This window comes from Maritimibacter dapengensis (assembly GCF_019218265.1).
In the GTDB taxonomy this organism is placed as follows: domain Bacteria; phylum Pseudomonadota; class Alphaproteobacteria; order Rhodobacterales; family Rhodobacteraceae; genus Maritimibacter; species Maritimibacter dapengensis.
Genome location: NZ_JAHUZE010000008.1, coordinates 1 through 22,478 on the forward strand (window position 1 = coordinate 1; position 22,478 = coordinate 22,478).

The window sequence follows — 22,478 nt, forward strand, 5'->3', positions numbered from 1 at the left end:
GCTAATAAAGGGTACAGTATGGCAATTAACGGTACAATATGAAAATTAAGGGTACATCGTGCCGCTGAAAACAAACGATAATTTTAAAGGCAATTCTGATTAATGAGGGTACAGTGACACGGGTCATCCGGGACTGGTCTTCGTCGATCGTGAACCTGCCCGGCAGGTCGCGCCCGTGGGCGTCGTTTGCCATCAGGATGGTCTCGAGCTGGGCCTCGGAAAGATGACCCCCCTCGATCAGATGGCCAGGCAGCCGCAGGTCCGAGGCGGCTTCATTCGACGGAACCGGGGGCGCGACCGAGGCCATGGCAATACTCTCGACGAGCGGCGTGGGATGTTCCTGAGCCCCCGTGATCTCAATCCGCTGCGGGCGGTAGCGAGCGTAGATGTCCGAGACCGGGGTGTTTTCGCGGGGTGTGTCGAGGCAGGTGAAGGCCAGCGGGATGGCGGCATGCGATTTGGGTTTGGCAGACGCCGCTTGGGCGATTGGGCGCTGACGTGCAACAGGGACACCGACCCGGCGCGACCCAGTCCGAAACTGCGCACCGGTTTGGATCGAGGGAGTGGCAGTGCGGGTTGCGGCGATGTCATCGATGATTTGGCGCGCCGCGTCCAGATCGTCGACCATGGCACGGACGATCTCGATCTCCTCCTGCACCTTGTCGAAGACCATGAGCTGGGTTTCCACCGTGGTGCCGAGTTTGCGGTAAACGTGGACAGGGATCGTGAGCGCTAGGCGCGGCTTTGCGATGGCCGAGGCCCGTGACCAATGGGCCGCGTCCCGTTCCGGCGAAAATCCCATCGGCATGATTGCCACGAGACGCCCGCCCGGCGCGAGGCGCTTAGCCGCGGAGATCAGATGTTTCGCCGCGATGTGCCTGTCCCGCGAGCGATCGACCGAAGAGGCGAAGGGTGGGTTCATCACGATGACACCGGGAAGGTCGGGCACCGTCAGGAGATCATCAATATGTTCCGCGTCGAAGCCGGTCACCTGCGTGTCAATGGTCGCCTCGAGAAGCGCCCTGCGGAAGGGATCGATCTCGTTCAGCATCGGTTTGCCACCCGCGCGCACGGCAAAACCAGCCAGCGCGCCGGTCCCGGCGGAAGGTTCGAGGACGGTTTCGCCGGGGCGAATGGCGGCTGCGCGTATTACCAGTGCCGCAAAGGGCAGCGGCGTCGAGAACTGTTGCAGACGGATTTGCTGCTCGGAGCGCCGGGTCTCCGTCAGGAGCCGTGAGGCGAGCAATCTGGCCGTCGCGAGCACGTCCGAACCGCTGTCCTGCATGATCGTCGTCACCGTGGCGGCCTGCATCAGGTCATAGGCCATGCGCCAGGACCACGCGCCGCCGGCATCGCTGCCACCGAAAGTCTCGCGCATGATCCGAGCGAGCGATGAGCTCTTGAGCGGTTGCTTCTCAATCTCGCTGCCGATCAGGCGAATGGCCTGCAGAAGGTGAGGTTTCGATGGGAAATCGCGTGCGAGTGCCAGGCTTCGGTTGTCCATATCGTCTGTCCTTTGAGTCAGGTTGTGGGTCCGACAGGACAGAAAGCCGCCTCTGCGCTTTCAAACGCGCGGAGGCGGCTCAAGGCCGGACAGATGACGTCGCTGCCGGCGGTCAGGACCCCTTCCCGGCGAAAAATTCGGCCAGAACCGGACTCGCCGCACTCTTCGCCGAGCTGAGGAGTTCGGACCCGGCGAGCGAGGCTTTCGACAGACGCACGAGGTCGCCTGTCTCCTCGATGCGGTAGCAGCGACGCTTTTGCCCTCCGCGCCGGTAATGGGTGGCGGTCACGATCTGGCAGGTGCTGCCATCGGTCAGCGTTACCGGTGAGGCCAGTTTGATCTTGTCACCCTCGTCGTAGTCCGGGATTGCCGCCCAATCGCGGCAGCGCTGACGCCAAGCATGGGCATAGCTGTCGGGATCCTTCAACTCGGAGAGCAACACCAGAAGGCTGAGCGGCGCGCGGGACTCGACCGGGCCGACGCTCTCCTCCATGTCCTTGTAGCCCCAGCAGCCCTCGTCATAGCGGGTGAGGAAGACGGCGCCGAAGGTGATCGACCCGTCGGCATCGGTCACGTAGGTTCTGTCTTCAACCGGTCCGCCATCGATGTTGGTGAGCCTCAAAGCTGCATACCAGGTCGAGCCGACCTTGCAGGCCTTGAGCAACAATGTCTTGCGGGTATCCGTCTCGAAGGTGCAGAGCCGGGCGATTTCTGCCTTCTCCTCCGCGTAGGTTTTGACGCGGCGGTCGGTGTAGAAGAGCCAACCCACTATGCCGCCCTCCGGTCATCGATTTCGATGAGCGCATCGAGCGGCACGCGGTAAGGCAGCATATCGTCGAAATCCTCGCAATTGCCGCTATTCTGCACGAGGGCGTGGGTGTCGGTGGCGTCCTTCAGGATCACCCGGAACGTCCCGCCGAGACCGGAGGGCACGTCGTAGGTGCCGCCGATCAGGTAGTCAGCGGCGCGGCGCAGGAAAACGCAGATCGTGTGGCCATCGGTTGCCAGCCGGATAGTGTCGTGACCGCGGTCGATCAGCATCTGCACGTCATCGAGAATGTCGGTGTAGAACTGGCCCGTCAAATCGCGAAACGCCGCCTGCCGCGCCGCCATCCAATCCGGATCGCGGAACGGGTTGATGCCCTTGGCGAAGGCATATGTGGGATCGGCGCGTTCGGTGGTGACGATCCGCGTGGTCGAACCGTCGATGCCATTGGAGCGCAGATGCACACCAGTGCCGACGATCAGGATCAGGGCGGGTTTGCCCACCGGCCCGTTCCAGTTGGGAAGGAAGGTGGAGCAGCCGCGCGCATGCGCGATCTGCGCCGCGACGCTCGCGGCAGTGAAGCTAAGAAGGGACATGGGATTTACCTGTAAGATGGAGGGAAGGGTGCGACCCGCGCCGGACATGCCGAGCGGGCCGCCTGCTCGATCAGGCCGCTTTGGCGACCCCGGTTGCGTCTACGGGTGTCTCGGACTCGCCAGCATCAACCGGCTCGACACCTGCCGTCTGCATCATCGGAGGACACCAGGCCGCGACCGCCGCGCGCTGCGCCTCCGTCAGCGTGGCGAAAGGCTCCGCAAAGAGCTTTTCGCAGAATTCGACGACTTGCTTCTTGGTCGAAGAGGCCAATGTCACCGCCTCTTGTGCGAGCCCCAGCTCCTCGCCGAGAATCTTCAGAAGCCAGGCCTTCTTGAAGCGGTTGAAAAGCGCCGCATTCGGCGTCCAATGCGCCCGTATGTCCGGCATGATCTCGACTTCGAAGTCATGCATCAAGCTGTCGCGCTGCCTGTCCCGTGCGAAACAGGATTGCGTGGTCGCGGCCGTAGCGTAGGCGACGAGTTTCGCCTTCTCGCCCGCGTCAAGGGCCCGGAAGAGCGCAAACTGGTCGGCAGGGGACTTCGCGTCATCGGCCCAGGAGAGGTTGAGCGCGTCATGCGCTGCCGCCACCTGTTCGAGCGATGTGCCGTCGATCTCGTCCATCTTCGCGTGGGTGCGATACTCCTGTCGCGCGTCGACCTTGATCGCCTGGGTGACGCCCAAACCGCTGGTAAGCACATCCGTAACCAGCTTGAAGAGCGTGAGATCAAGCGTCGCCTCCGGGTGCTTGGCCATGGCCGCGCCGAGCGCCATTGCCCGTTCGGTCTTGAGATCCTCGGTGAGCGAGGCGGGATAGGTGATCTCATCGCCGTCTGCGGCGCCCTTGTCACTCGGTGCGCCGGTGCCTTTGCCAGACCGCTCTGTCTTGTCTTCAGGGCGCACCATCCCGACATGCAGGGAGATCTTGCCATGCGACCAGGACGCGATCACGCCGGAGCTGGCAAGATCCTCGGTGCTATAGGCCTCCCGGAGGTCCCGCGCCTCGGCTTCCAGCGCGTCCACGCGTTCGTAGAGTTCATTGTACGCCTCGTCCTCGAGTTCTTCGTTCTCCATCTCGTGTTCGAGTTTCTCAAGCTCGGCGGTGATCTCGTCGACGCGCCTCGAACCCTTCTCGTCGGGCTCGACCGGACCCGGATAGACCCGACCATAATCCGCCATGGCGGCATAGTCGTACTGAATGACCGCGTCGGCCCAGGCAAAGCCGATCTCTGCCCGAGCCTCTTCGGCGGCGGCGGCGAGTTTTTCCAGCAGGATCGTTTCGACCAGCGCGGAATCCTCGAGCACGGAATGCTCGTCCAGCAGATCGGCCGCGATGGCACCGCCGCGCGCCTCGTAGTCTTTACGCACGAAGGCCCCGATATCGTCGCTGACCTGGACACCGCGGGACTTCAGCGCGTTCCGCACGGTGTAGGCCTGGACATGGTTGTCCTCCTTGGTGAGCGCCTCGAAGACCTCGCGTTGCACCTCCTGGCTGGGATGATCGGCGAAAGCCTTCATCGTATCGAGCGTGATCGATTTGGCGCGGGCCGCGGCGCGGATGTCGGGATGGATGAGCCCATAGCGCAGACGGCCTTTGACAGCGGCGACCGTGGTACCGAAGGTCTTGGCGATGGTTTCCGGCGTCTGACCATCGACCTCCATCATCCGGGCGAAGGCCTCGAACTCGTCGATCGCGTTCATCGGGGCCTGGGTGATGTTTTCGGCGAGCGAGAGCGCGGTGGTCACATCACAATCTTCGGAGACCAGTCGGCAATCGATCTTCGTGCTGTTGGTGAAGCCCTTGGCGGCCTTGTCCGCAGCAAGTTCCAGCAGGGCCGCGTGTCGACGGCCACCGGCGAGCACCCCGAACTTGCCGTCGATCTTCTGGACGAGCAGCGGTTGCAGGAGGCCCAATACGGCGATGCTGGCCTTGAGATGCGCGATATTCTCGGAGGCGTAGGTCTCGGGGGAATTGGTCCGTACGTTTGCGGGATGGGCGACAAGATCGCCGATGGCGACGGTGGTGGGTTTGAACGACTGAGTCATGGCATGTCCTTCTCGACGTGATTGAGAGGGCCGCGAGTTTCCGTGCGACCGATCCCCGGATCCGGGAACCAACAGGACAAGAGGCCCACTTTCCCTTTCGGAGGGTCAGCGGGCCTGTCGGTGATGTAAGGTTGGGGTGCGGCCTGCCCTACCAGTCGCGCGCCATCATGATGGTAAGAACGCGCATGGTGGTTTCTGGATTGTCGGGAGCCTCGGCGCCGTAGCGGAAGTCGGAACCGGCCTCGTAGAGGTCAATTTTCCAGAACACAGTCTCGCCGCGGATCGTCACCGCCCCGAAATCGTGCCAGCCGTCAGGGTCATTGTCGGGCTCGAATGTATCGAACGCACCGGTGGCCTTCACGGCTTCCGTCACGAAACCATCGCCGGCCTCGATCAGGGACTGGGTCACGACGAGGCGGCCCTGGATCGCCTGATCCGGGGCGATGCCCAGACAGGCAAACCTGCGGAAGGCATCGTTATGGGCGGCGATGACGGTGGCGTTCGGTCGGGGATACTCTGCGGGTTCGGCATGGCTCATGGGGCTGTCCTTTCGGGATGTGTTGAAACCACCAGACCCAAAGCCAGCTTTTCCTTTCACACGCCCTACCAGCCCGGACAGCCTCGGACGTCATGCGGCCTGTTCCCCCTGCCCCGCCTCCGACACGGCGACGAGATAGTCGCAGGCGCGCTGCGCGTCCGCCGCATGTTTGAAGATCGCCCGCTTGTCTGAGCGGAGCACCCGGACCCAGTTGCTGAGATAGGCCGCATTCAGCTCCAGCGTATGCGCCGAAAACCCCAGCTTCTGACCCAAAAACACCGTACAGAGCTCGGCCACAATCTCTTCGCGGGCATATGCCGTGTTCCCGAACCGAGCGTCGCCATAGCTTCGGTTCAACCGATGCCGGGGTTTCGTCCAGTGACCCAGCTCATGACCCCAGACGGCGTAGAAATTCCGCGGGTTCTCGAAGAGCTCGATCGGGGGCATGTAAATCTTGTCGAGGTTCGGGACATAACATGCTTCCCGACCAGAGAAGCTGACATTGGCACCGATTGCCTCGAAGAAGCTCTGCATATGCGGGATCGGTGCGCGTTCGGGATGAACTTCCGGTTCGGCCGCAGCGGGATGGAAGCGAGGGTCCAACCCCTCGATCTGATCGGCGTTGAAGACGCGGTAGGATTTCATGAAGGGGATGGTTTTGGGGTCTTCGGTTTCCGCCTCCCCGCCGTGGGCGCTTTCGACCTGTTCGCGCTCGGCCGTTCCGTAGTAGACGACCACCGACGATTTCGAGCCCTTGATGACTTTCGCATCGAGCTCGTTCGCCTGCCTCAACGTCATCCAGTAAGGCGAGGCGTATCCGGCCATCATGGTGCGCATGGTCAGCAGGAAGTTGTTGACGCCCTGATAGGGTTCGCCGTTCTGACGGAGCGGCACGGAACTGCCGCCGACGGTCCAGGGCTTGCGCCAGGGCAGCACGCCCCGGTCGATGATCTTAATGAGTTCGTTGGTGATCGATGCCGCGGCGTCGAACTTTGGCTTGCTGGATTTGGCCATGATGATCTCCGATGTCTGGTAAGTGTGCAGACCCGGAGGTACCGTTGGGGAAACACCCTTGGTGGGGACGGCAGGGTCCGTCCAGAACCCTGCCAGACCCCCACCCCGTGACTCTGGATCCGGCAAAACCCAAAGCTTGCTTTTACTTTTTTCATATCACTGACACGAAGTGCCTTTCGGCATCCGTCCAGCGGAAGCCCAGAAATCTCGCCAAGCTGACGCTAAGACCCTTGAGCAAGACACCGAATTCGCTCATTCAGTGATCCCCACGTGCCTCGGTAGCTCAGCGGTTAGAGCTGACCGCTCATAACGGTTAGGTCGCAGGTTCGAATCCTGCCCGAGGCACCACGCGGACATGGTGGAATGGTAGACACCGGAGACTTAAAATCTCCTGCACAATCGAGCGTGCGGGTTTGAGTCCCGCTGTCCGCACCAGAATCGGCCCCGCAACGCTGCAGCACTTTTCGAACCCTCAAAAAGGCTGGCCAACAGGCGGCCTGCAAAGACGTTCAGGTCAATAGGAGGAGCCATTTTCGTTACCGTGCTCGGAGTAGTCCACGAGCATTGAGACTAAGGAAAGCAAGTATCCGTCGGGCTCTCAGACGAAGTAGCGAAATGAGGTCTCGCCCGGCTCAGCGTCTCCGAACTCGTCAAGGATGCCGCCGACTCGACGCGCGAACGACAAAGTCACGGGCCACTTCCCACGAATATCAGCCGTATTCCAATTCATGCGAGTGAGATTCAATACGTCTTGAGCAGCCTCAGTCTTACTACCACCTGACTGCATTCGGATTTCAAACGGCTGCGGAACATGAGGGCCAGGATACGTACCCAACTCGGGCATGAAGCCTGACGTGAATAAGAAGGAGGTACCAGAATTGATAGTGCAAAGTGTTCCGACATTCGGAGGATAGACCCCCAGCCTCAACAGACGCAAACTGCTCGGAACCAGCGTCACGAGATCAACAATGGGGATGTCAGTTAGTGCCGCCTTAATACCCGCAAGTTCGGCGGCATCGAAATATGTGGTCTTGTGCATTACCACTCGTACCGGTGGACCACCCGCACGCGTTGCATATTCCGCCACGATATCTTTTGAGAGATCGTATGCTTGCTCTTCGGAAAGGTGAACATTGCGGCTCTGATCGGGTGTGGCTGGTACGCCATCACCCCGGATTGCAAATCCTTCTCCCTCGCTCGAAAAAGCCTGCGCCAAACTGGATTGAACAATGTGGCGCTTGGTTGTTCTCAGGTGATGGAAAGATATTCCAACAAAGCACGTCTCAGGCCCCGTTTGGGGCAATCGCCATGGAACTCCACCCGCTTTGTAGTAGACACCAACTGAAAAGTTCCATGCTCTGGTTGCAGCATCTTGACCACGAGGCGTGTCCTCAAGAAGGTTCCGGGTGACCATTTGTATCGGAAGCTTGGCTCTGAGCGCACGCGCTTTAAGTGCATGGCGCAAGTCTCTCTTCAGAAAGTCCTCTTCCGTCTGCTCGACTTCTTCAAATAGATCAAACAAATCAAGTTGACCATTGGCCCGAGACTTTCGAATTATAGCTGCAGCTTTCTTTTCCTCGGTTGTCGCGCTTCGCTCTACAGAGTGGGACTTCTTAAGAACCTCGTCTGGCATCGCCATTATGACCAAGTCAGGTCGATTGGAGTCGCGAGCGGCAAGGCTATCCAATGCATCAGCGTAAGCGTCCAGCACCTGCTCGAAGCGGCGGAATGGATCACTGATTGCGAGCGCAGTGCCGAGTTTGTCGCCTACCCCGCCCTCGTCTAGCCGAACAGTCCAACTGTCTTTAGTCACCAGTGCGCTGTGGAACGTCTCTTCGAAACCAGGAAACATCCGTCTCAGTTGTGTTTCGCCTTCCAAAACTGGGATCGGGTTCATGCAGCGCTCTAACCAAGCCCTAGTGAGATCGATCATCCATTGCGGGCCAATTATTCCGACGCCAATCTTCTGCTTCCTTGAAGCCGACCCAAAATGGAGGTCGAATGGCCCCGCCTGTGCCAGTCCTACCTTGGGATCCGAAACCGAAAGAGCACCACCAAATTGAAGGTTTGGGGGCGCCAACTCTTTGACTGACAGCTCTAGCGTCATTGGCCATCGTCCCCACTATCATCATCGGGAACATCTTGTGCTGCATCAACGTCGTCAATCGCTGCAAGATCTTCCAACTCTTGATCAGCCTCCAAAACCCTCCGTTCCAGTTCGTCCTCAAGGGTTCGACCATCACCAAATGCTGTCGACTTATAAGCAATTCCGGGGAACGCACTGTTGAGTAGTACTGTTGGCGCATAATCCGAAAGCGTGTTCCTCGTATCAGGTTTCAAGGCAAACACACCTTCAGCCTCCTCGGACAAACATGCCATCCAGAAAGTCACATCGTGCATCACACTTGGATTAAAGTCTCGGGCAGCCCTTTTTGTCGAAAGAATATTTATTCTATCTCTTCCTAAGTACCGGCGATTGCCGTCGCGAGTGAAGACGTAACCCGGGTTGATAAAGAGACCCCAGTCAATCCCAAAGGCCATCAAGGAGTATGTGAAGGCCTTATGTTCGTAGTAGAGAAGATCGTCAGAATCTCGCCTTGTACGAGCCTTCACAATGGTTCTCGTAGCGCGCTTCACGCGTCCCTGATAAGTGATTTTTCTTTCAGGCTCGTCGGTTTTGGGGAAGTGCGCCCGGCGACGATCCTCGTCAACAACCAGGCCGATTGCCCTTAGGTGTTCGTTCAACAGCTCATGCAGTAGCCTACGCATGATGTTCAAACCATTTCCCTGCTCAAAGAGCTCTGGGATTGTCAGTTCTTCGATGTCTCCATCGTCAAATGGCGTTACATAGTCACTTGTGATCCGCTCCAGATCGTAAAAACTAAAGAAGCGCCCATCTTGGACATATCCTGGAGGAACTGGAAGATCTCCGGCGCTTTTCCGAAGCCCTGATGCTGATCGCGCGGATGTACCGGCGTGCCAAATCTTTTCCGGCAAACCAACAAATTCCAAAAGATTTGTCGTGAACCGTACTGTTTCAGACTGATCTGCTACCGCCGTGCGAGTAATTTCATCTACTGCTTCTGGTCGGGCAAAAATCAGTACCTTAAACGCAGAATTCTGCTCCATCGGATAGAAATGCACATCACCATTATTGTCGATTGTGTATTGAAGCATGTCGGCTAGGCCTGAGCCGCGCCTTTCCATTTCGTTGCTACCGTAAAAGAAACTCGAAATGACTGGGTTTCGATAGCCCTTCAAAACACCCCGCGAACCTCCGCGTACAAGGCTCTCAATCGACTCTGCGCCGGTCCGTAGCGCGACTTCATCTATGAGACCCCCTGGACTTACCGTTTCAATCTCAGTCGGTGAAATCCTGATTTCTATTGGCGCTTCAACCGCATAATCCCGATGCACTAGTGCATTCACAATCATTTCATGGATAGCCAACGGATGATAGGGAGTTACTTGGCGGGATTTTCCATCTTTCAAGAGAAACGGCGAATTGAGGAGAGCGATCGTCTCCTCAAGTGTGTTTAGCTGGTTCCAAAGAGTACCACCAATTTCTCGCTCAACCCAAAAAACGTCAGCCTCGCCGGTGTCGATGAGATCAGCGTCATCGCCGAAGGCTCCGCGCAGCCATGATTCCGGACCTACAATGGTTAATTTGACCATTGCCTGGGCGAGGCGCTTGTTAGGAGTTCGAGCGAACATGACCCAAGCAGCGAGCGTAGGCGCCGAACTTTCCGGATCACCTTCAGTTTGATGCAGGAGCTTCTTAACAACCGCGCGTTCTTTGACCCAATCAGAGTTAAAGCGCTCAGGATAAGGTTCGTAGTGCTTGTCGGCGTACTGCTTCAACCGCTGGAAAAGAACCTGTTCATCCAGATCTTCGAACCGCCCGGATTGAAAAGGGCGCATGTCCAAAGGAAGAGAACTCGGGGCGCTGACCGGCCCAAGTTGTTTCAAGGGAGTCTGCCGAGCAACGAGTTGCTCCAGCAGGTCCGTCTTCAATAGTTGATCGAAGCCATCAATTGGAACCCGATTGAAGTTTGAACCAATCTTGTCCGCAAAAGATTGTACCAGAGGCGAGAGGGATTCGCCTATGCTGCGCTTCATATCGCACCAGAAGACCCCGTTTTTGAACCCATTTGCATAGTCAATTTGGTTTTCAAGAAGGTCTTTCATGACCGATGGCTCCATTCCGCGATACCCAACTACAATCAATGGGTGATCACGCAAAAGAGGCTTGATATGCTCGACGGTCTCTTGGTCCAACTTCAATACATCTTCGGCCAAATTCTTGTCGGAGTAGTGCTCAACCGATCCATGGATGTGGATTAACTGCGGGTTTGCTGGCGACGTTTTGAACTGGACCCAATCCGACGCAGTGCGGATCTTGACCAAGAAGGGCGGCACTGCTTCAAGAACGGCCGCTCGATCAATGCAATGATCAAAGTTTGTCGTTAGAACCGTTGCAACCCAACCGTTGTCTAAAATCCGTGCTAGCGCCCGATACCCCTGTCCGGGCTTCACACCACGGCTGATAAGTTGCTCGAAGAACTCTCTTCGATCCTGTCCAATTCCCAAAAGGTTGTCGATCGCAACAGGGTATTGGTCGGGGAGACCAACCCCCCGTTTGAACCAAGACTGCTGTTCAAGCCAAGGTATCCAATCAGAATCAACGACGCCTGGGTCCATCGGAGACCGACCATGCGACTTACAGTATGCCCACTTCGCTGCGCGGTTCACTGTTTCACCGGCCGCTGGCACACCGGATGTAACGGAAGCCCCTGCTCCTAGCAACAGAACCGGCTGGCGGTGCTCGGCGAGCAGTGTTTGCAGGCGTCCAACCTCTGCATGTCTAATTGATGATAGAACCTTGCTGTCCATCTGCTCGAATCGTGTTGTTTTGGTTTTGTTAGTTTATTATGCGGAACAAATTCAGAACATGCTAGACTGTTCACTGTCGCAAACCATAGGGTCAGAATGTCTTAGTCACTTTCCTTTGAGTTCAGATTTTTTGCATTCGCGTCATGCACATGACTTTCGGCGCCCAATGAGCGATCAACCGGACAGCGCCCGCACTGTCTGGATCGGCATGAACAGGCGCAACGGCTGATCTGGCAACGGGGTAAAACCGAACGCCTCGTAGTATGCTTTTCGGCGCGCCACGATTTCGGGGTTTCCGCAGTCGAACACATCGAGAAGGACGGCACAGGTTCCAATTTCGTCTGAGACGCGCCCAATCCGGTTGAGCGCATCGGCAAGCAATGCGCTGCCCAAGCCCTTTACCTGCATCGTTTGATCGACGCCGATCATGGAAATGAATGCAGCTGGCAGCATGCCATGCCTTGGCGCCTTCCTGGCCAGCTCATCAGGCATGTCTTCCGCAACAACCGCATGCATGTTGATCCCGTAGAACCCAAGGGTTCTACGGTCATCGTCTAGCACGACCCAGATCCGGACGACATCAGCCTTGGACCCCTTCTTGGCCGTCAACTTCAGGTAATTGTCGATCTGGGGGACACCACAGGAAAAAGCCGTTCGATCCTGGCTCTTGGCATCGAACGGCTCGATTGTGAACTTGGCGTCTACGGCGGCGTCAGTCGGCATTCGCGATCAGCGTCTCGCGCAATGCAAAAGCCTGCTTCAGCCGATTATTCGGCTTCGGAGGATTTTCGAGCGCGCCAAAGAACGCAGCACGATCCGCCTCGCTCTCCAACGCCGTCAACTTATGAGCTTCAATCGTCGTCTGCGCGGCCTTGTATGCAGCGCTCACAACAAAGGAGCTTACCTCAACACCGCTCAAGGTTGCTGCGCGACTGATCGCATCCTTCACCGAAGGCTGTGTACGCGCTTCCAGCCGAGCGCTCTTGGGCTCGTCGACAGCGACAGTGCTATCCTCAAACGCCAACATGGTTGCCTCCTTGATCCGAAACGACGTCAAGCGGCAAGATGCCACTCACACGCAGCTATGTACGGCATATCGTCGTACATGTCAAGTGTACGGCGAATTTCCGTACGCTAAAACAAAGCCTGACTAACACGTTCTCTGGGCGAGAGGCAAACTCACTTTTCTCGAACGGTCGTACCCGGGTTCGCCTTGCCATGCTTTGCCGTCACGAAGCGCCCGGAAATTGCGCTCCGATAGCTGCCACCGGTAGAACCACTCTTGCCAGGCGCTTCTTTTACCGTCGTGCGCGGATGTGACTTCCCATAAGCCTTTGTCACGTACCGCCCCGATTTCGCGCCGCGATAGCTCCCGCCGTTGCCTTTGCCTGCCATCTGAATTCTCCTTCTCAAGTCTGGCGTGTTATTGGGTCCCTCCGAGGCGGAGGGCTGGTTGGGTTCCAAACAAACCGAAGAACCTCCGCTGGAGGCCTGCGGGTCTTCATTGCAAAATCCAGTAGCTCAGAACCGGAGGTGTTCTTCTGGTCAGATGACCGACAGCACTGGGCGTATTTCCCGAATGGATGTTCACATCCGCAAAACTCATCGTCGCCGAGTTCGAGCAGTCTCTCAGCTGCAATCGGCACAGATTGCCGGCCGGGCCATTTTCCGTATTTCTCGAGGTAGAGATGCCGCACGGCCCAGAGGCTATATAGGTCGAGCAGTCCGGTCACCGAACCGCCGGGAAGCCATGTCTTGTCTCGCGGCTCGAATGCGCAAATCGAGCCATCGGGAAAATTCGTATGCCTCGGCCCGATCCATGTTTTACTGACAGCAGTGGTCCAAAAGCCCCAGGCTTGAACCGGCCTTCTGGTGGTATAGGGAAGTTGAATGGCAAATGCGGCTCTTCTACCTAGGCCTTCGATCAGATCGCTCTCAGCGAAGAGCCACATCTGCCTTTCTTGAGGAAACGCGAGCAGACCCGGGTACGCGTCCCGGCATTCCCCTATGCCTTCCGCATAGCGAGACCGTAGTCCTGGCTGGACGAACGGTGCTCCGGAATCGGGCGCCCGGGATTGTCCGGTCGTCCCTTGCCCTCCGGCGGTCCGTTCCCACGGTCGGGTTGCGGATCGTGTCGATTGGTGCCGTGCATCAGCTATCTCCTGGCCCGAAGGTTTCAAGACAACCGAGGAGCTGTCGGGCCGAATGACCCCCCGATTGAACACGGTCGGCAGGATGCCAGCGTCGAGGCCCAAGCCGATGGCCTTCAGGTCGTCCTCGATGCTCTTCCTCATATTGAACCGCCCCATTTGCCGCAGTGTCTGTGCTTTACGGATTCGCAACAGCGTTGCTATAATGAAATCCTGAAACAACACATACGGGGCCAAAATGAAAATTGCAAGAGTCGAACACCATGCCTAGTGTGCAATTCGACGGGAACGGCTTCTACGCCGCGTTGGACGCGGTACGGGAGGAACGGAAGCTCACCTGGAGAAAGGTTGCAGAACAGTCGGGGGTGAGCGCTTCATCGCTCACGCGGATCTCGCAAGGGAAGAGACCGGATGTAGACAGCCTAGCATCTCTGTGCTCATGGGCGAAACTGAGCGCCGACGATTTCATGCGCGCGCACGACAGCAGTCAGAATGGCGAGCCCTCGTCGTTGACCAAAGCACTGATGTTGTTCCGCGCAGACCCAAACTTAGGAAAAGAACAGGCAGACGCTCTCGAGCGCATCATTCAATCCGCATATGAGGGCCTGAGGACGCACTGATGGCACTAAGGCGGGGCTTCAAGACCGATGCGGAATGGTACGCTCAGGATGTTCGACGCGAACTCGGCATCCCTGAAACCGGAAAACTGTGCCCATGGAGCCTCGCAAAACACCTTGAGCACATCGTTGTTGATCTTTCGTCATTCCAGAAAGAGCACCCACTCGACGTCGCACGCCTTCGGCAATGCACAGGCGCAAAGGGATTTTCTGCAGTCACCATTCACAAGGGTACTGCACGGCTTGTGATCTTGAACGATGGCCACGAGAAGCCACGTCAAACGGCGGATCTTGCTCACGAACTGGCACACGGACTCCTTCATCACGTCCCGCTGCCTTTGAGTGATGAAACTGGTGTACGCATGTTCAATGCCCGAGATGAAGAGGAGGCGCATTGGCTGGGACCAACCCTGTTGGTTCCAGGTCCCTCCGCCCACGCGATTGCGAGACAACGCCTTTCGATTGAAATGGCGGCAGCGCAGTATGGTGTGAGTAAGGAGTTAATGCGTATGCGGTTGAACATATCTGGCGCGTTTAAGCGTGCTAAAGCGGCAGGCTGGCGTTGACGTCTTATCACGTCCTCGCATAAACCTCCGCCTAGCTCGAGCTGTCTCGATCGAGGCTTTCAAATGCCTCGTATAAGGATAGGGATCGCCTGGGCAGGGTAGCCAACATCTCATCGACATCGAGCGCATATCGGTTCAGTAGGAAGGTGTCAGGTTTTCGGCGGATCTCGTAAAATTTCACCGTCGTGGGCCGATCTTCCAACGCCCTAACGACAGCATATTTGACTGCCAGCGGGCACCTCATCCCGAAGACAACCTCCTCCAATTCGATCGGAGAGTCCTGTGCACCACGTCGACCGATAAGCCGCCATTCTTTCTCGTAGCGCCAGTCCTGAGCTTTCTTCAGAAGCACAGCGTCGTCGACGACCTGGCGGGCGCCGCGATCACCATCTAACATCGCGAGAACCATACTGGCCGCGACCATACTGCTGCCACCGTACTTGATCTTGAAGACCTTGTTGGCGGCTTGTTCGGGCAGCGAGTACCCTATGGCGAGGCCTCGGTGCTGATCGCCGTAGTGGCTCCACATCAATGGACAATTATTGCGTTCGGCAAGGGACACGATGCCACCATCGTATCGACGGAGCAGTTCTTGCTGGATGGCTTGACCGAGAAGGAAGGCAACCGGGTTCTCCAATCGCAGATCGGGATCTGTCGCGTTGTACCGGATATTAGAAATGATCTGCTCCGCCTGACGCCGGCTAAGCTTTAAGATGTGATCACGTGTCTTCGGCCCCCTGTATCGTATCGTCGAAGCTGCCGCACTCAACTCGCCGTGCACGCGATGCTCGATCAGTTTGATCAGCATGGTTTCCAACTGATCTTCAGCCAAATCGATCTCGATGCTTGGCTTCGTGTCCAAAGGATCGTTGAAGGTACTGGGGTCAGCGAAATAGAGTTGGTCTTCGACCAAGCCGCTGAGCGTTCTGTCCGAAAACGCCCGATACTTGTAGAGTCGACGGGGGGTTTTCAACTACTTTCACCTCCTAGTTCGAGCTCCGGCAGGTCCCGTAAACTCTGCAGGTCGAACGTCACCAGAAACGTTTCGGTCGTCACGAAGGTATGCGGCGCTCCGGGACGCGGCGACCTGGGTCCGCTCGTAATCAGATCCTTGTAGCGCAGCCGGGCCAGCAGATCGCGGCTCACCTCCTTGCCGAAGATATCCGCCAGGCCCGCCCGGTCGATCGGCTGGTGATAGGCGATGGCGCAGAGCACCCCCATTTCCATCTCGGTGAAGGCCAGCGACTGCTCGCCGAGATCGGCCGCCGCCTTGATCGCCTCGGCGAACTGCGGTCGCGTCCGGAACATCCAGCCACCGGCTACCTGCGTGAGTTCATAGGGGCGGCCTCCCAACTCGGCCTGAATATCCTCGATCAACAACTCGACCGAGGCCCCCTGCCCCACCACGCGCGCCAGATCCTCGCGCCCGACCGGCGACGCACTTGCGAACAGAACCGCCTCGATCCGCCCCATCCATTCGCGCCAGCGCAACTCCGGCGGCAAGTCGTCCAGCTCCCGGTCAAAGGCAGCGCCGCCCTCATCCGCCGGTTTCCGTTTCCTGGTCGCTGTCGTCATGATGCGATCCCGTAGAGTCGGAAACTCGGCCGTCCGGTCAATTCCCGGGCCACGCCCAGCTCGACCAGCCGGTCGCAAAACCGCCGCGCGGCGCGATCGGTCATCGGAATCGAGGTCCCGCGAATTCTTGGAGACAGCACCGACGCCGGGGCCACGGCATCCTCGGTCAGGAACAGGTCAACCGCTGCATCTGACCCTTTCGCCCGCAGCTTCGGCGCAACGGTGCGAAGCGTGTACGCACGACGGGCAAGGTCCCGCGCCAACCGGATCGACTCTTCGATAGCCTCGAGGATTCGCACCTCGACTGCCAGATCGGCCCCCTGCCCTTCTGCAACTAGGTCTCGCAGCGCCGCCTTTGTCATCCGCTGCGCTAACACCGGCAGCAGGGTTCTCCGGTTTAGCGCCCGCGCCAGTACCAAATCCGACAGAAGGCAGGCGGTCCGTTCAGCCCGGTCGTCGACCTCGAGCACGGCGCGCAGAGTTGCGACGCAACCCGACAACGGACCATGGGTCCGTGCGCGTTCCAATCCCACGTCAAGCCATGCACCCACCTCGCCCGCGAAGTCCAGACCAACTAGGTCGACGATCTCACCAGTCCCGCTCACCCGAAGCCGCACGGCCTCGCGCCAGAAGGCCAGCAGATCGCCATCCGGGCCCCGCGCCTCGCCTGGCGGTGCTAGGTGATAGGCATCGCGGATGTCCGCCTCCCTCGCCAGCCGCCCTTCCAGTTTCGAGGTGACCGTCGCCGCACTCAGTGCCAGCCGGTTGGCGAGCAGTTTCACGGGCACACCATGCCTGGGATCACTGATCAGCTGATCGAGCACCGTCAGCGCCGCCCCCGACCGAAAGGCCACAGTTTCAAGGGTTTCGGCACGCCTGGAGGTGACCCAGCCCGGCAGCTGCGGTAGGGTGTTCAGGTCGTCAGAGATGGTGGCGGGCTGATATGTCATGCCACAACACTAGTCTCTCGCGGCGCTTTCGTCCACAATATGATGCGCAAACCGCCCCGCTATGTCGCGCGCAATTACGTCCAATAAGTTTGCATTATCGGACCTCAAAAGATATGCTCAGCGACATGTCAAAAATGAATGAGAAATCGATCTCAGACGCACCAATCGGGTCTTCCATCAACGAAGACGACGCGAGAGACCCGACATCCAGCGAGGCTCTGACCCTGCCCTCCCATGTGGCCGGCTCAGGTACGCTGGATCGACTGGCCGAGAACGCACGTGATTACGCCAAGGCCTCGACCGCCGAAAACACCAACAAGGCCTACGCCGCCGACTGGAAGCACTTTGCGCGTTGGTGCAGATTGAAAGGCGCGGAGCCCCTACCCCCGTCTCCAGAGATGATTGGTCTCTATCTGACGGACCTGGCCGCGCCGACCAATGGGTCCCCTGCCCTCTCGGTGAGCACCTTAGATCGCCGCCTTTCTGGGCTTGCCTGGAACTACGCGCAACGTGGGTTCGCGCTGGACCGCAAGGATCGCCACATCGCCACCGTCCTGGCCGGCATCAAGCGCAAACATGCGCGGCCACCGGTACAGAAAGAAGCGATCCTGCCGGAAGACATCCTCGCAATGGTGGCCACCCTGCCCTACGACCTGCGCGGCCTGCGTGACCGAGCCATCCTGCTCTTGGGATATGCTGGCGGGTTGCGCCGTTCTGAAATCATCAGCCTCGATGTCGGTAAAGACGATACGCATGATTCAGGCGGTTGGATCGAGATCCTCGGTGACGGTGCTGTGCTGACTCTGAATGCCAAAGCCGGTTGGCGCGAGGTGGAGATTGGCCGCGGTTCTTCGAACCAAACCTGCCCCGTTCATGCGCTGGAACAATGGCTGCATTTCGCGAAGATCGACTTCGGACCGGTCTTCGTCCGCACATCCCGCGACGGAAAGAAGGCCTTGGAAAAACGCCTCAACGACAAGCATGTCGCCCGCCTCATCAAATCCACCGTCCTGAAATCCGGCATTCGCGCCGAGCTGCCGGAAAAAGACCGCTTAGCGCTGTTTTCAGGCCATTCCTTGCGCGCCGGTCTCGCCAGCAGCGCGGAAGTCGACGAACGCTATGTCCAGAAGCAGCTCGGACACGCATCGGCCGAGATGACCCGCCGGTATCAACGCCGTCGCGACAGATTCCGGGTGAACCTGACCAAGGCCGCGGGGCTTTGATCCGCTGCCCCATTACGCCGCCTGCCCGCTGAGCCTACCGTAGAAGCTACGCTCGAGGTGCAACTCCCCTGCCCCGGCCTTCTGGACAATACCACGGAGATAGCCGCCCGGAGACGCGACTTCGCCGGCGCAATGCTTATCGAAGGTCAGAACCAGCGCGGCGGTTGCAATTTGAGGCCCAAGACGAACCTGCGCGAGGTTCCAGGCATGCTCCGAGACGCCAATCATTGGCCTCAACTGGCCAGCAACCCGGTGCAGATCGCCCCAATCTTTGAGATACCCGCCCATATTGCGCGCCCAGGACGCGAATTCGGGACAAGCCTGCATCACAGTCGGCAAATCAAGCGCTGCTCCACGTTTTTTGCGGGTCTCAGCAACCCACTCTTCCAACTCCCTATCAACCTGCTCTTCCGGTGGCGCATTTGGCACCACGCCCGCCGCTTGCTCAGTTTCTGAGCGATTACAGGTTACAGGATTTAGTTGGGTTGTAATTAGTATATGGGGGTCAGAAATGACCTCCCTGGGGTTCATTTTTTGAGTCTTTTCGAAGACTTGTGCCTTGGTTGCAGGCGTGTTTTCCACAGGTTGGACAGCCTCAGTTGCCTTAAGGTAAGCTGCCTCGACACGCTCCTGAAGCTCTTTGAACCAGGTCAAGAGCCGGACAAGCTGTTCGGAAGCTTCGTGGCGGCGCGGAAGCCGGTCCAAAAGCTCTTCGAAGAGCCCCGTGAACTGCGCCCAGGGCCCGCGCAGCGCGTTGCTGACGGCAGCCTCGATCCGCGCCCTGATCATCCGTCGTGCCACCGTGATCTGGCGCTTCAGGCGCTGACAGAGCTCACGTTCGGCCTGTAAATCGGCATGCAACTCCTCGAACTCCTCGACACGGGCCGACAGCGGCGACAGATCGAAGCCGTAGGCCTCGATAATGCGCCCATCGGCGTCCCTGCGCCCCCACCGCTTGCCGTTCGGGCTGTCCTGGAAGGAGATCACGCCGATCTCGGCCAGCCGTCGCGCATGGCGTTTGAGAGCCGAGAGCGAGAAGCCCGTCTGCTCCATCAGATAGGCGTTTGATGCCCAGACGATCGGGCGCTGCCCCTCCTCCCAGTCCTGGGCCTGAGTAAAGGCCCCGAGCGTGTCGAGGAGCATCATGTCTCCGGCCTTGAGGCCAATGTATGCACCGACCCGCTTTACGGCCACGAAGGCCCGCGTCTTGGGTACAGCTAACTGTTCACCGGCTTGGGCAAGCTGCTCTGCAATGCCAAGACCCGGTGTCGGCTTGCGCCAACCTGTATGTTTCATGCCTGTTTCTCACCTCCAGTTATGTGGAGGCAAAAGAAAGCCGTTCGCCGAAGTGGCGTTCTTGTTGACAGTGATTCGCGGGAGAGATATCTTCTAAGCGACCAAACTTTTCAGATTAGCTCTCAGGCCACGCTGCTTGGGGGCTTTTCTTTTGCCTAGATCATTGTTCTGACTGCTCCTCTTTCGTCGCGAGGAATTCACTGTACAGCTGATCAAGCCGGCCCGAGAGAAAATCCCCGAACTCGGTCGAGTCTTGCGCCGTGAGTGAAATGCTGAATGCCTTTCCGGATCGGCCGATGACGCCTTTGATGCGGCCTTTGCCGGCGGTCCAAGTACGTTTCTTGGGCGCGGCACGCGCTTTTCGGCTTTTCGGCGCCCTGCCCGCTTCTGCTAGCTTGCTGTGCAGGAACTCGAAGCGTGCATCGCTGTCGAGACCCTGAAAACCGTCGAACTCCAAAGCTCCTTTGAGGATCTTCTCATTCTTGGGCTCCGAGGCCAACTTCTTGAAATCCTCCCAACGATCGCGCCCGATCTGCTTGGCTGGGCCAATCTGTTCGATGACGTGCCGCGGGACGTTCTGCGCCACTGACAGCATGCGCGAAAGCAAAGTACCGTCAATGGTCAGGGCGGACTGGATCACGTCCTTTGCTTGCCCCATATCCAAAAGGCTCTTCGCAAATAGGGCCTTCTCAATAAATGAGAGATCTGCGCGCGCAGTGTTCTCCTGCCCTTGAGCAAGAATGTGGGCCACGTCGTCCATCGGCTTTACAACTGCGCGAACCTTACGGCCGAGCGCCGATGCAACTCGCACACGGCGATGCCCGAAGACGATCATGTAACGACCATCTGCTTCTGGATGCGGTCGAAGTAAAACCGGTGTGTCCTGGCGACCGGCCGCGATCGATGCTTTCAGTTCGTTGAAAGCAACATCGTCATCACTAAGCCGATCCGAAACGAATGACACATCGATCAATTGCGGATCAATCTCGACTATTGTTTCGCCTTCAAGGAGACGCTTCGAGTTCTCCGCAAGGCTATCAATCGAAACCTTCATCGACTTCGAAGCTCCGCGCATTGCGTATCCGGAGCGCCCGGAATCCTTGGGCTGCTCCGGCGAACCAGCCATGACGCTCTTCAGGAGGTCTTTGCGAGCCATCAAGTCATCTCCACTTCGTTAGAATCCAACCGGCGCGCAGTCTGCATTTCGACAGTTGCACGGCTGTCAAAATTGGCGCTCTGCACGGCTGTCAAAACCACAGTCATTCTCGCCCCCAAGCCTTGTGGATCAATTCGGCGATTTCGTCGTTGACGTCGTTCAGGGAGGTCACTGCACGGTCATAAGTGGTTCGAACGAACTGAGAGCGCTCAACTTCGTAAAGCGTCTGTTTGGTGATCCCAGCGTCGGAGATCGCCGTCGATTTCAGTACAGGAGCCGAAAGCATCTGGTTTGGAAACATCGCCTGGAGGAACCCGACCATCTGCTTTTGAGGACCATCTGTTGGCTCAAACCGCGTTACGAGGTAGCGGAACCACTTCAGGCGCATGTTTGCTCCGGCGTCACGGATCGTCTTCATGATCCCGCCCAGCATCAAAAGAAACTGGCTCATCGACATGACGTCCAGCATCTGAGGATGGACCGTCACAATTACCGAGGAAGAAGCCGTCAGAGCAGTGAGCGTGAGGTAGCCCAGCTGAGGAGGGCAATCGATTACGACCACGTCATAGCGGTCATCAACTTCACTGAGCGCCTTGGATATCCGAGTGAAGAAGGTGCGGCCCTCATGGGGATCGCTGCTCGTCAAAGCAACCGGCGTATCGTATTCGTACTCCTGAAGTTCGAGGCTTGCCGGAACGATGTCTAGGTTTGGGAAGTTTGTCGGCCGGATTACTTCAGAGATGGGCTTGCGCTCATCGTCATACCGGAGCGTCTCATAAAGCGAGGGCACGTTGTCGAGCTCAGGCTGGATACCGTGCAAAGCTGTTAGTGAGGCTTGAGGATCCAAGTCGATCGCAAGAACACGATGGCCCTTCAGCGCTAAATGCTGAGCGAGATGAGCTGCGGTAGTGGTCTTTCCGCTGCCCCCTTTGAAGTTTACGACAGAAACAACGTGCAGTTCTTCGCCAGGCTGTCGATAGGGGACATAACGGCGCCTTCCGGGACGGCCATGCTTGTCCAGATAGGCTCTCAATTCCAGCATTTGCTCAGCCGAGTAGCTGCGCCTGCCGGAAGACGACGTTTCGGGCTCGGGGCCTTTGCCCTCGAGGTGAAGCTTCTTGATCGTCGATTGGGTCACGCCGAGATAGTAGGCAACCTCTGCCAGAGAGAACTGACGTAGACCTTTCTGGGCGTCTGGAGGATACTGTTCCTGTCGCAACATGTTGAGACGGTCAGAAATCAGCTCTCCCTGCTGAAGGATGATCTCGTCGAAGGGTTGATCCTTCGTATCAGCCTCAAAAGACCGTTGTCGCATCTGACTGCCCTCTAAATATCGCTTTTTCAGCGATTTCGCTCATTAAAGTGTCATCTACACGGAAAAATGAGTCTTAACAATGATTTTCGCCCGGCGGCTCGACCCCACCCAATCTGCCAGCGGGCCTAGATGCCTCGACAAACTGTAGTGATCACGGATGGCTCCTACCCAATATCTTGGGATGACCTGTCGTAAGCTCTGACTTCCAGCCAATTAGCGCGTCACATGACCACGACCGCAACCTTATGTTATTATTTATTTTTCCTCCATTGCAC

Annotated in this window: 19 protein-coding genes, 2 tRNA genes and 1 pseudogene; 5 read left to right on the plus strand and 17 right to left on the minus strand. The window is 58.0% G+C overall.

Features of this window, described 5'->3' with window-relative positions:
* Positions 1-118: 118 nt before the first annotated feature.
* From KJP28_RS19220 to KJP28_RS19245, 6 genes and pseudogenes are all read right to left on the minus strand, one after another.
* A pseudogene (locus tag KJP28_RS19220) lies at positions 119-1,504 on the minus strand (TRM11 family SAM-dependent methyltransferase); the annotation flags it as partial.
* A gap of 112 nt (positions 1,505-1,616) precedes the next feature.
* The gene (locus tag KJP28_RS19225) at positions 1,617-2,273 is read right to left on the minus strand and encodes a DUF6927 domain-containing protein (protein WP_043754045.1); all 657 of its coding nucleotides are present in this window, start codon (positions 2,271-2,273) and stop codon (positions 1,617-1,619) included.
* Complete coding sequence (locus KJP28_RS19230; protein WP_043754043.1) at positions 2,273-2,866, minus strand: hypothetical protein; 594 nt, start codon at positions 2,864-2,866, stop codon at positions 2,273-2,275. The genes KJP28_RS19225 and KJP28_RS19230 overlap by 1 nt, the downstream gene beginning before the upstream one ends.
* A 70-nt stretch (positions 2,867-2,936) precedes the next feature.
* A complete protein-coding gene (locus tag KJP28_RS19235; RefSeq protein ID WP_043754041.1) occupies positions 2,937-4,910 on the minus strand; it encodes a ParB/RepB/Spo0J family partition protein in 1,974 nt (657 codons plus the stop codon).
* 148 nt (positions 4,911-5,058) lie between these two features.
* Complete coding sequence (locus KJP28_RS19240; protein WP_043754039.1) at positions 5,059-5,448, minus strand: DUF3768 domain-containing protein; 390 nt, start codon at positions 5,446-5,448, stop codon at positions 5,059-5,061.
* A gap of 90 nt (positions 5,449-5,538) precedes the next feature.
* Positions 5,539-6,462: an ArdC family protein gene (locus KJP28_RS19245; RefSeq protein ID WP_204114547.1), complete on the minus strand. Its 924-nt coding sequence runs from the start codon at positions 6,460-6,462 to the stop codon at positions 5,539-5,541.
* A 272-nt stretch (positions 6,463-6,734) separates the two neighbouring features.
* On the opposite strand from KJP28_RS19245, the gene KJP28_RS19250 reads away from it, so the two are divergent.
* Positions 6,735-6,810: transfer RNA gene (locus KJP28_RS19250), tRNA-Ile, on the plus strand.
* 1 nt (position 6,811) lies between these two features.
* A tRNA-Leu gene (locus KJP28_RS19255) sits at positions 6,812-6,897 on the plus strand.
* A gap of 163 nt (positions 6,898-7,060) precedes the next feature.
* Here the strand turns inward: KJP28_RS19255 and KJP28_RS19260 are convergent.
* The 5 genes from KJP28_RS19260 to KJP28_RS19280 form a co-directional block, all read right to left on the minus strand.
* Positions 7,061-8,569 (minus strand): argonaute/piwi family protein, encoded by a 1,509-nt coding sequence (locus KJP28_RS19260; RefSeq protein ID WP_218394088.1) that lies wholly within the window; start codon positions 8,567-8,569, stop codon positions 7,061-7,063.
* Positions 8,566-11,355, minus strand: coding sequence for an SIR2 family protein (locus tag KJP28_RS19265; protein WP_218394089.1), 2,790 nt, complete (start codon positions 11,353-11,355; stop codon positions 8,566-8,568). The genes KJP28_RS19260 and KJP28_RS19265 overlap by 4 nt, the downstream gene beginning before the upstream one ends.
* 174 nt (positions 11,356-11,529) lie before the next feature.
* Complete coding sequence (locus KJP28_RS19270) at positions 11,530-12,078, minus strand: GNAT family protein (protein WP_142494277.1); 549 nt, start codon at positions 12,076-12,078, stop codon at positions 11,530-11,532.
* Positions 12,068-12,382, minus strand: a complete 315-nt coding sequence (locus tag KJP28_RS19275) for a type II toxin-antitoxin system TacA family antitoxin (RefSeq protein ID WP_142494278.1) — start codon at positions 12,380-12,382, stop codon at positions 12,068-12,070. Before KJP28_RS19275 ends, KJP28_RS19270 begins: the two co-directional genes overlap by 11 nt.
* Before the next feature lie 152 nt (positions 12,383-12,534).
* The gene (locus KJP28_RS19280; RefSeq protein WP_142494279.1) at positions 12,535-12,750 is read right to left on the minus strand and encodes a hypothetical protein; all 216 of its coding nucleotides are present in this window, start codon (positions 12,748-12,750) and stop codon (positions 12,535-12,537) included.
* 1,018 nt (positions 12,751-13,768) lie between these two features.
* On the opposite strand from KJP28_RS19280, the gene KJP28_RS20145 reads away from it, so the two are divergent.
* On the plus strand, positions 13,769-14,125 hold the full coding sequence (locus KJP28_RS20145) for a helix-turn-helix domain-containing protein (protein WP_133357971.1): 357 nt from the start codon (positions 13,769-13,771) through the stop codon (positions 14,123-14,125).
* Positions 14,125-14,688, plus strand: a complete 564-nt coding sequence (locus KJP28_RS19290) for an ImmA/IrrE family metallo-endopeptidase (protein WP_204114544.1) — start codon at positions 14,125-14,127, stop codon at positions 14,686-14,688. The genes KJP28_RS20145 and KJP28_RS19290 overlap by 1 nt, the downstream gene beginning before the upstream one ends.
* Before the next feature lie 31 nt (positions 14,689-14,719).
* Here KJP28_RS19290 and KJP28_RS19295 read toward each other — a convergent pair whose 3' ends face one another.
* Genes KJP28_RS19295 through KJP28_RS19305 form a run of 3 tightly spaced genes read right to left on the minus strand, consistent with a single transcriptional unit; the run spans position 14,720 to position 17,213 of the window.
* Complete coding sequence (locus tag KJP28_RS19295) at positions 14,720-15,661, minus strand: DUF2971 domain-containing protein (protein ID WP_204114543.1); 942 nt, start codon at positions 15,659-15,661, stop codon at positions 14,720-14,722.
* Positions 15,658-16,263, minus strand: coding sequence for an SMC-Scp complex subunit ScpB (gene scpB, locus KJP28_RS19300; protein ID WP_204114542.1), 606 nt, complete (start codon positions 16,261-16,263; stop codon positions 15,658-15,660). The genes KJP28_RS19295 and scpB overlap by 4 nt, the downstream gene beginning before the upstream one ends.
* Positions 16,260-17,213, minus strand: coding sequence for a DUF1403 family protein (locus tag KJP28_RS19305; protein ID WP_204114541.1), 954 nt, complete (start codon positions 17,211-17,213; stop codon positions 16,260-16,262). The genes scpB and KJP28_RS19305 overlap by 4 nt, the downstream gene beginning before the upstream one ends.
* A gap of 113 nt (positions 17,214-17,326) precedes the next feature.
* Between KJP28_RS19305 and KJP28_RS19310 the strand changes: the two genes are divergently transcribed.
* Entirely contained in the window at positions 17,327-18,436 is a 1,110-nt protein-coding gene (locus tag KJP28_RS19310) for a tyrosine-type recombinase/integrase (protein ID WP_093455152.1), read from the plus strand.
* A gap of 12 nt (positions 18,437-18,448) precedes the next feature.
* Here the strand turns inward: KJP28_RS19310 and repC are convergent, their stop codons facing one another.
* From repC to repA, 3 genes are all read right to left on the minus strand, one after another.
* Positions 18,449-19,732 (minus strand): plasmid replication protein RepC, encoded by a 1,284-nt coding sequence (gene repC, locus KJP28_RS19315; protein WP_093455151.1) that lies wholly within the window; start codon positions 19,730-19,732, stop codon positions 18,449-18,451.
* Positions 19,733-19,892: 160 nt separating this feature from the next.
* Entirely contained in the window at positions 19,893-20,888 is a 996-nt protein-coding gene (repB, locus tag KJP28_RS19320; RefSeq protein WP_093455150.1) for a plasmid partitioning protein RepB, read from the minus strand.
* Positions 20,889-20,991: 103 nt separating this feature from the next.
* The gene (repA, locus tag KJP28_RS19325; RefSeq protein WP_093455149.1) at positions 20,992-22,203 is read right to left on the minus strand and encodes a plasmid partitioning protein RepA; all 1,212 of its coding nucleotides are present in this window, start codon (positions 22,201-22,203) and stop codon (positions 20,992-20,994) included.
* Positions 22,204-22,478 lie beyond the last annotated feature (275 nt).

Excerpts from the sequence above, each read along its gene's own strand:
- KJP28_RS19230 (WP_043754043.1), bottom strand. The coding sequence starts at position 2,866 with ATGTCCCTTCTTAGCTTCACTGCCGCGAGCGTCGCGGCGCAGATCGCG.
- KJP28_RS19235 (WP_043754041.1), bottom strand. The coding sequence starts at position 4,910 with ATGACTCAGTCGTTCAAACCCACCACCGTCGCCATCGGCGATCTTGTC.
- KJP28_RS19240 (WP_043754039.1), bottom strand. The coding sequence starts at position 5,448 with ATGAGCCATGCCGAACCCGCAGAGTATCCCCGACCGAACGCCACCGTC.
- KJP28_RS19245 (WP_204114547.1), bottom strand. The coding sequence starts at position 6,462 with ATGGCCAAATCCAGCAAGCCAAAGTTCGACGCCGCGGCATCGATCACC.
- KJP28_RS19260 (WP_218394088.1), bottom strand. The coding sequence starts at position 8,569 with ATGACGCTAGAGCTGTCAGTCAAAGAGTTGGCGCCCCCAAACCTTCAA.
- KJP28_RS19265 (WP_218394089.1), bottom strand. The coding sequence starts at position 11,355 with ATGGACAGCAAGGTTCTATCATCAATTAGACATGCAGAGGTTGGACGC.
- KJP28_RS19270 (WP_142494277.1), bottom strand. The coding sequence starts at position 12,078 with ATGCCGACTGACGCCGCCGTAGACGCCAAGTTCACAATCGAGCCGTTC.
- KJP28_RS19275 (WP_142494278.1), bottom strand. The coding sequence starts at position 12,382 with ATGTTGGCGTTTGAGGATAGCACTGTCGCTGTCGACGAGCCCAAGAGC.
- KJP28_RS19280 (WP_142494279.1), bottom strand. The coding sequence starts at position 12,750 with ATGGCAGGCAAAGGCAACGGCGGGAGCTATCGCGGCGCGAAATCGGGG.
- KJP28_RS20145 (WP_133357971.1), top strand. The coding sequence starts at position 13,769 with ATGCCTAGTGTGCAATTCGACGGGAACGGCTTCTACGCCGCGTTGGAC.
- KJP28_RS19290 (WP_204114544.1), top strand. The coding sequence starts at position 14,125 with ATGGCACTAAGGCGGGGCTTCAAGACCGATGCGGAATGGTACGCTCAG.
- scpB (WP_204114542.1), bottom strand. The coding sequence starts at position 16,263 with ATGACGACAGCGACCAGGAAACGGAAACCGGCGGATGAGGGCGGCGCT.
- KJP28_RS19305 (WP_204114541.1), bottom strand. The coding sequence starts at position 17,213 with ATGACATATCAGCCCGCCACCATCTCTGACGACCTGAACACCCTACCG.
- KJP28_RS19310 (WP_093455152.1), top strand. The coding sequence starts at position 17,327 with ATGCTCAGCGACATGTCAAAAATGAATGAGAAATCGATCTCAGACGCA.
- repC (WP_093455151.1), bottom strand. The coding sequence starts at position 19,732 with ATGAAACATACAGGTTGGCGCAAGCCGACACCGGGTCTTGGCATTGCA.
- repB (WP_093455150.1), bottom strand. The coding sequence starts at position 20,888 with ATGGCTCGCAAAGACCTCCTGAAGAGCGTCATGGCTGGTTCGCCGGAG.
- repA (WP_093455149.1), bottom strand. The coding sequence starts at position 22,203 with ATGCGACAACGGTCTTTTGAGGCTGATACGAAGGATCAACCCTTCGAC.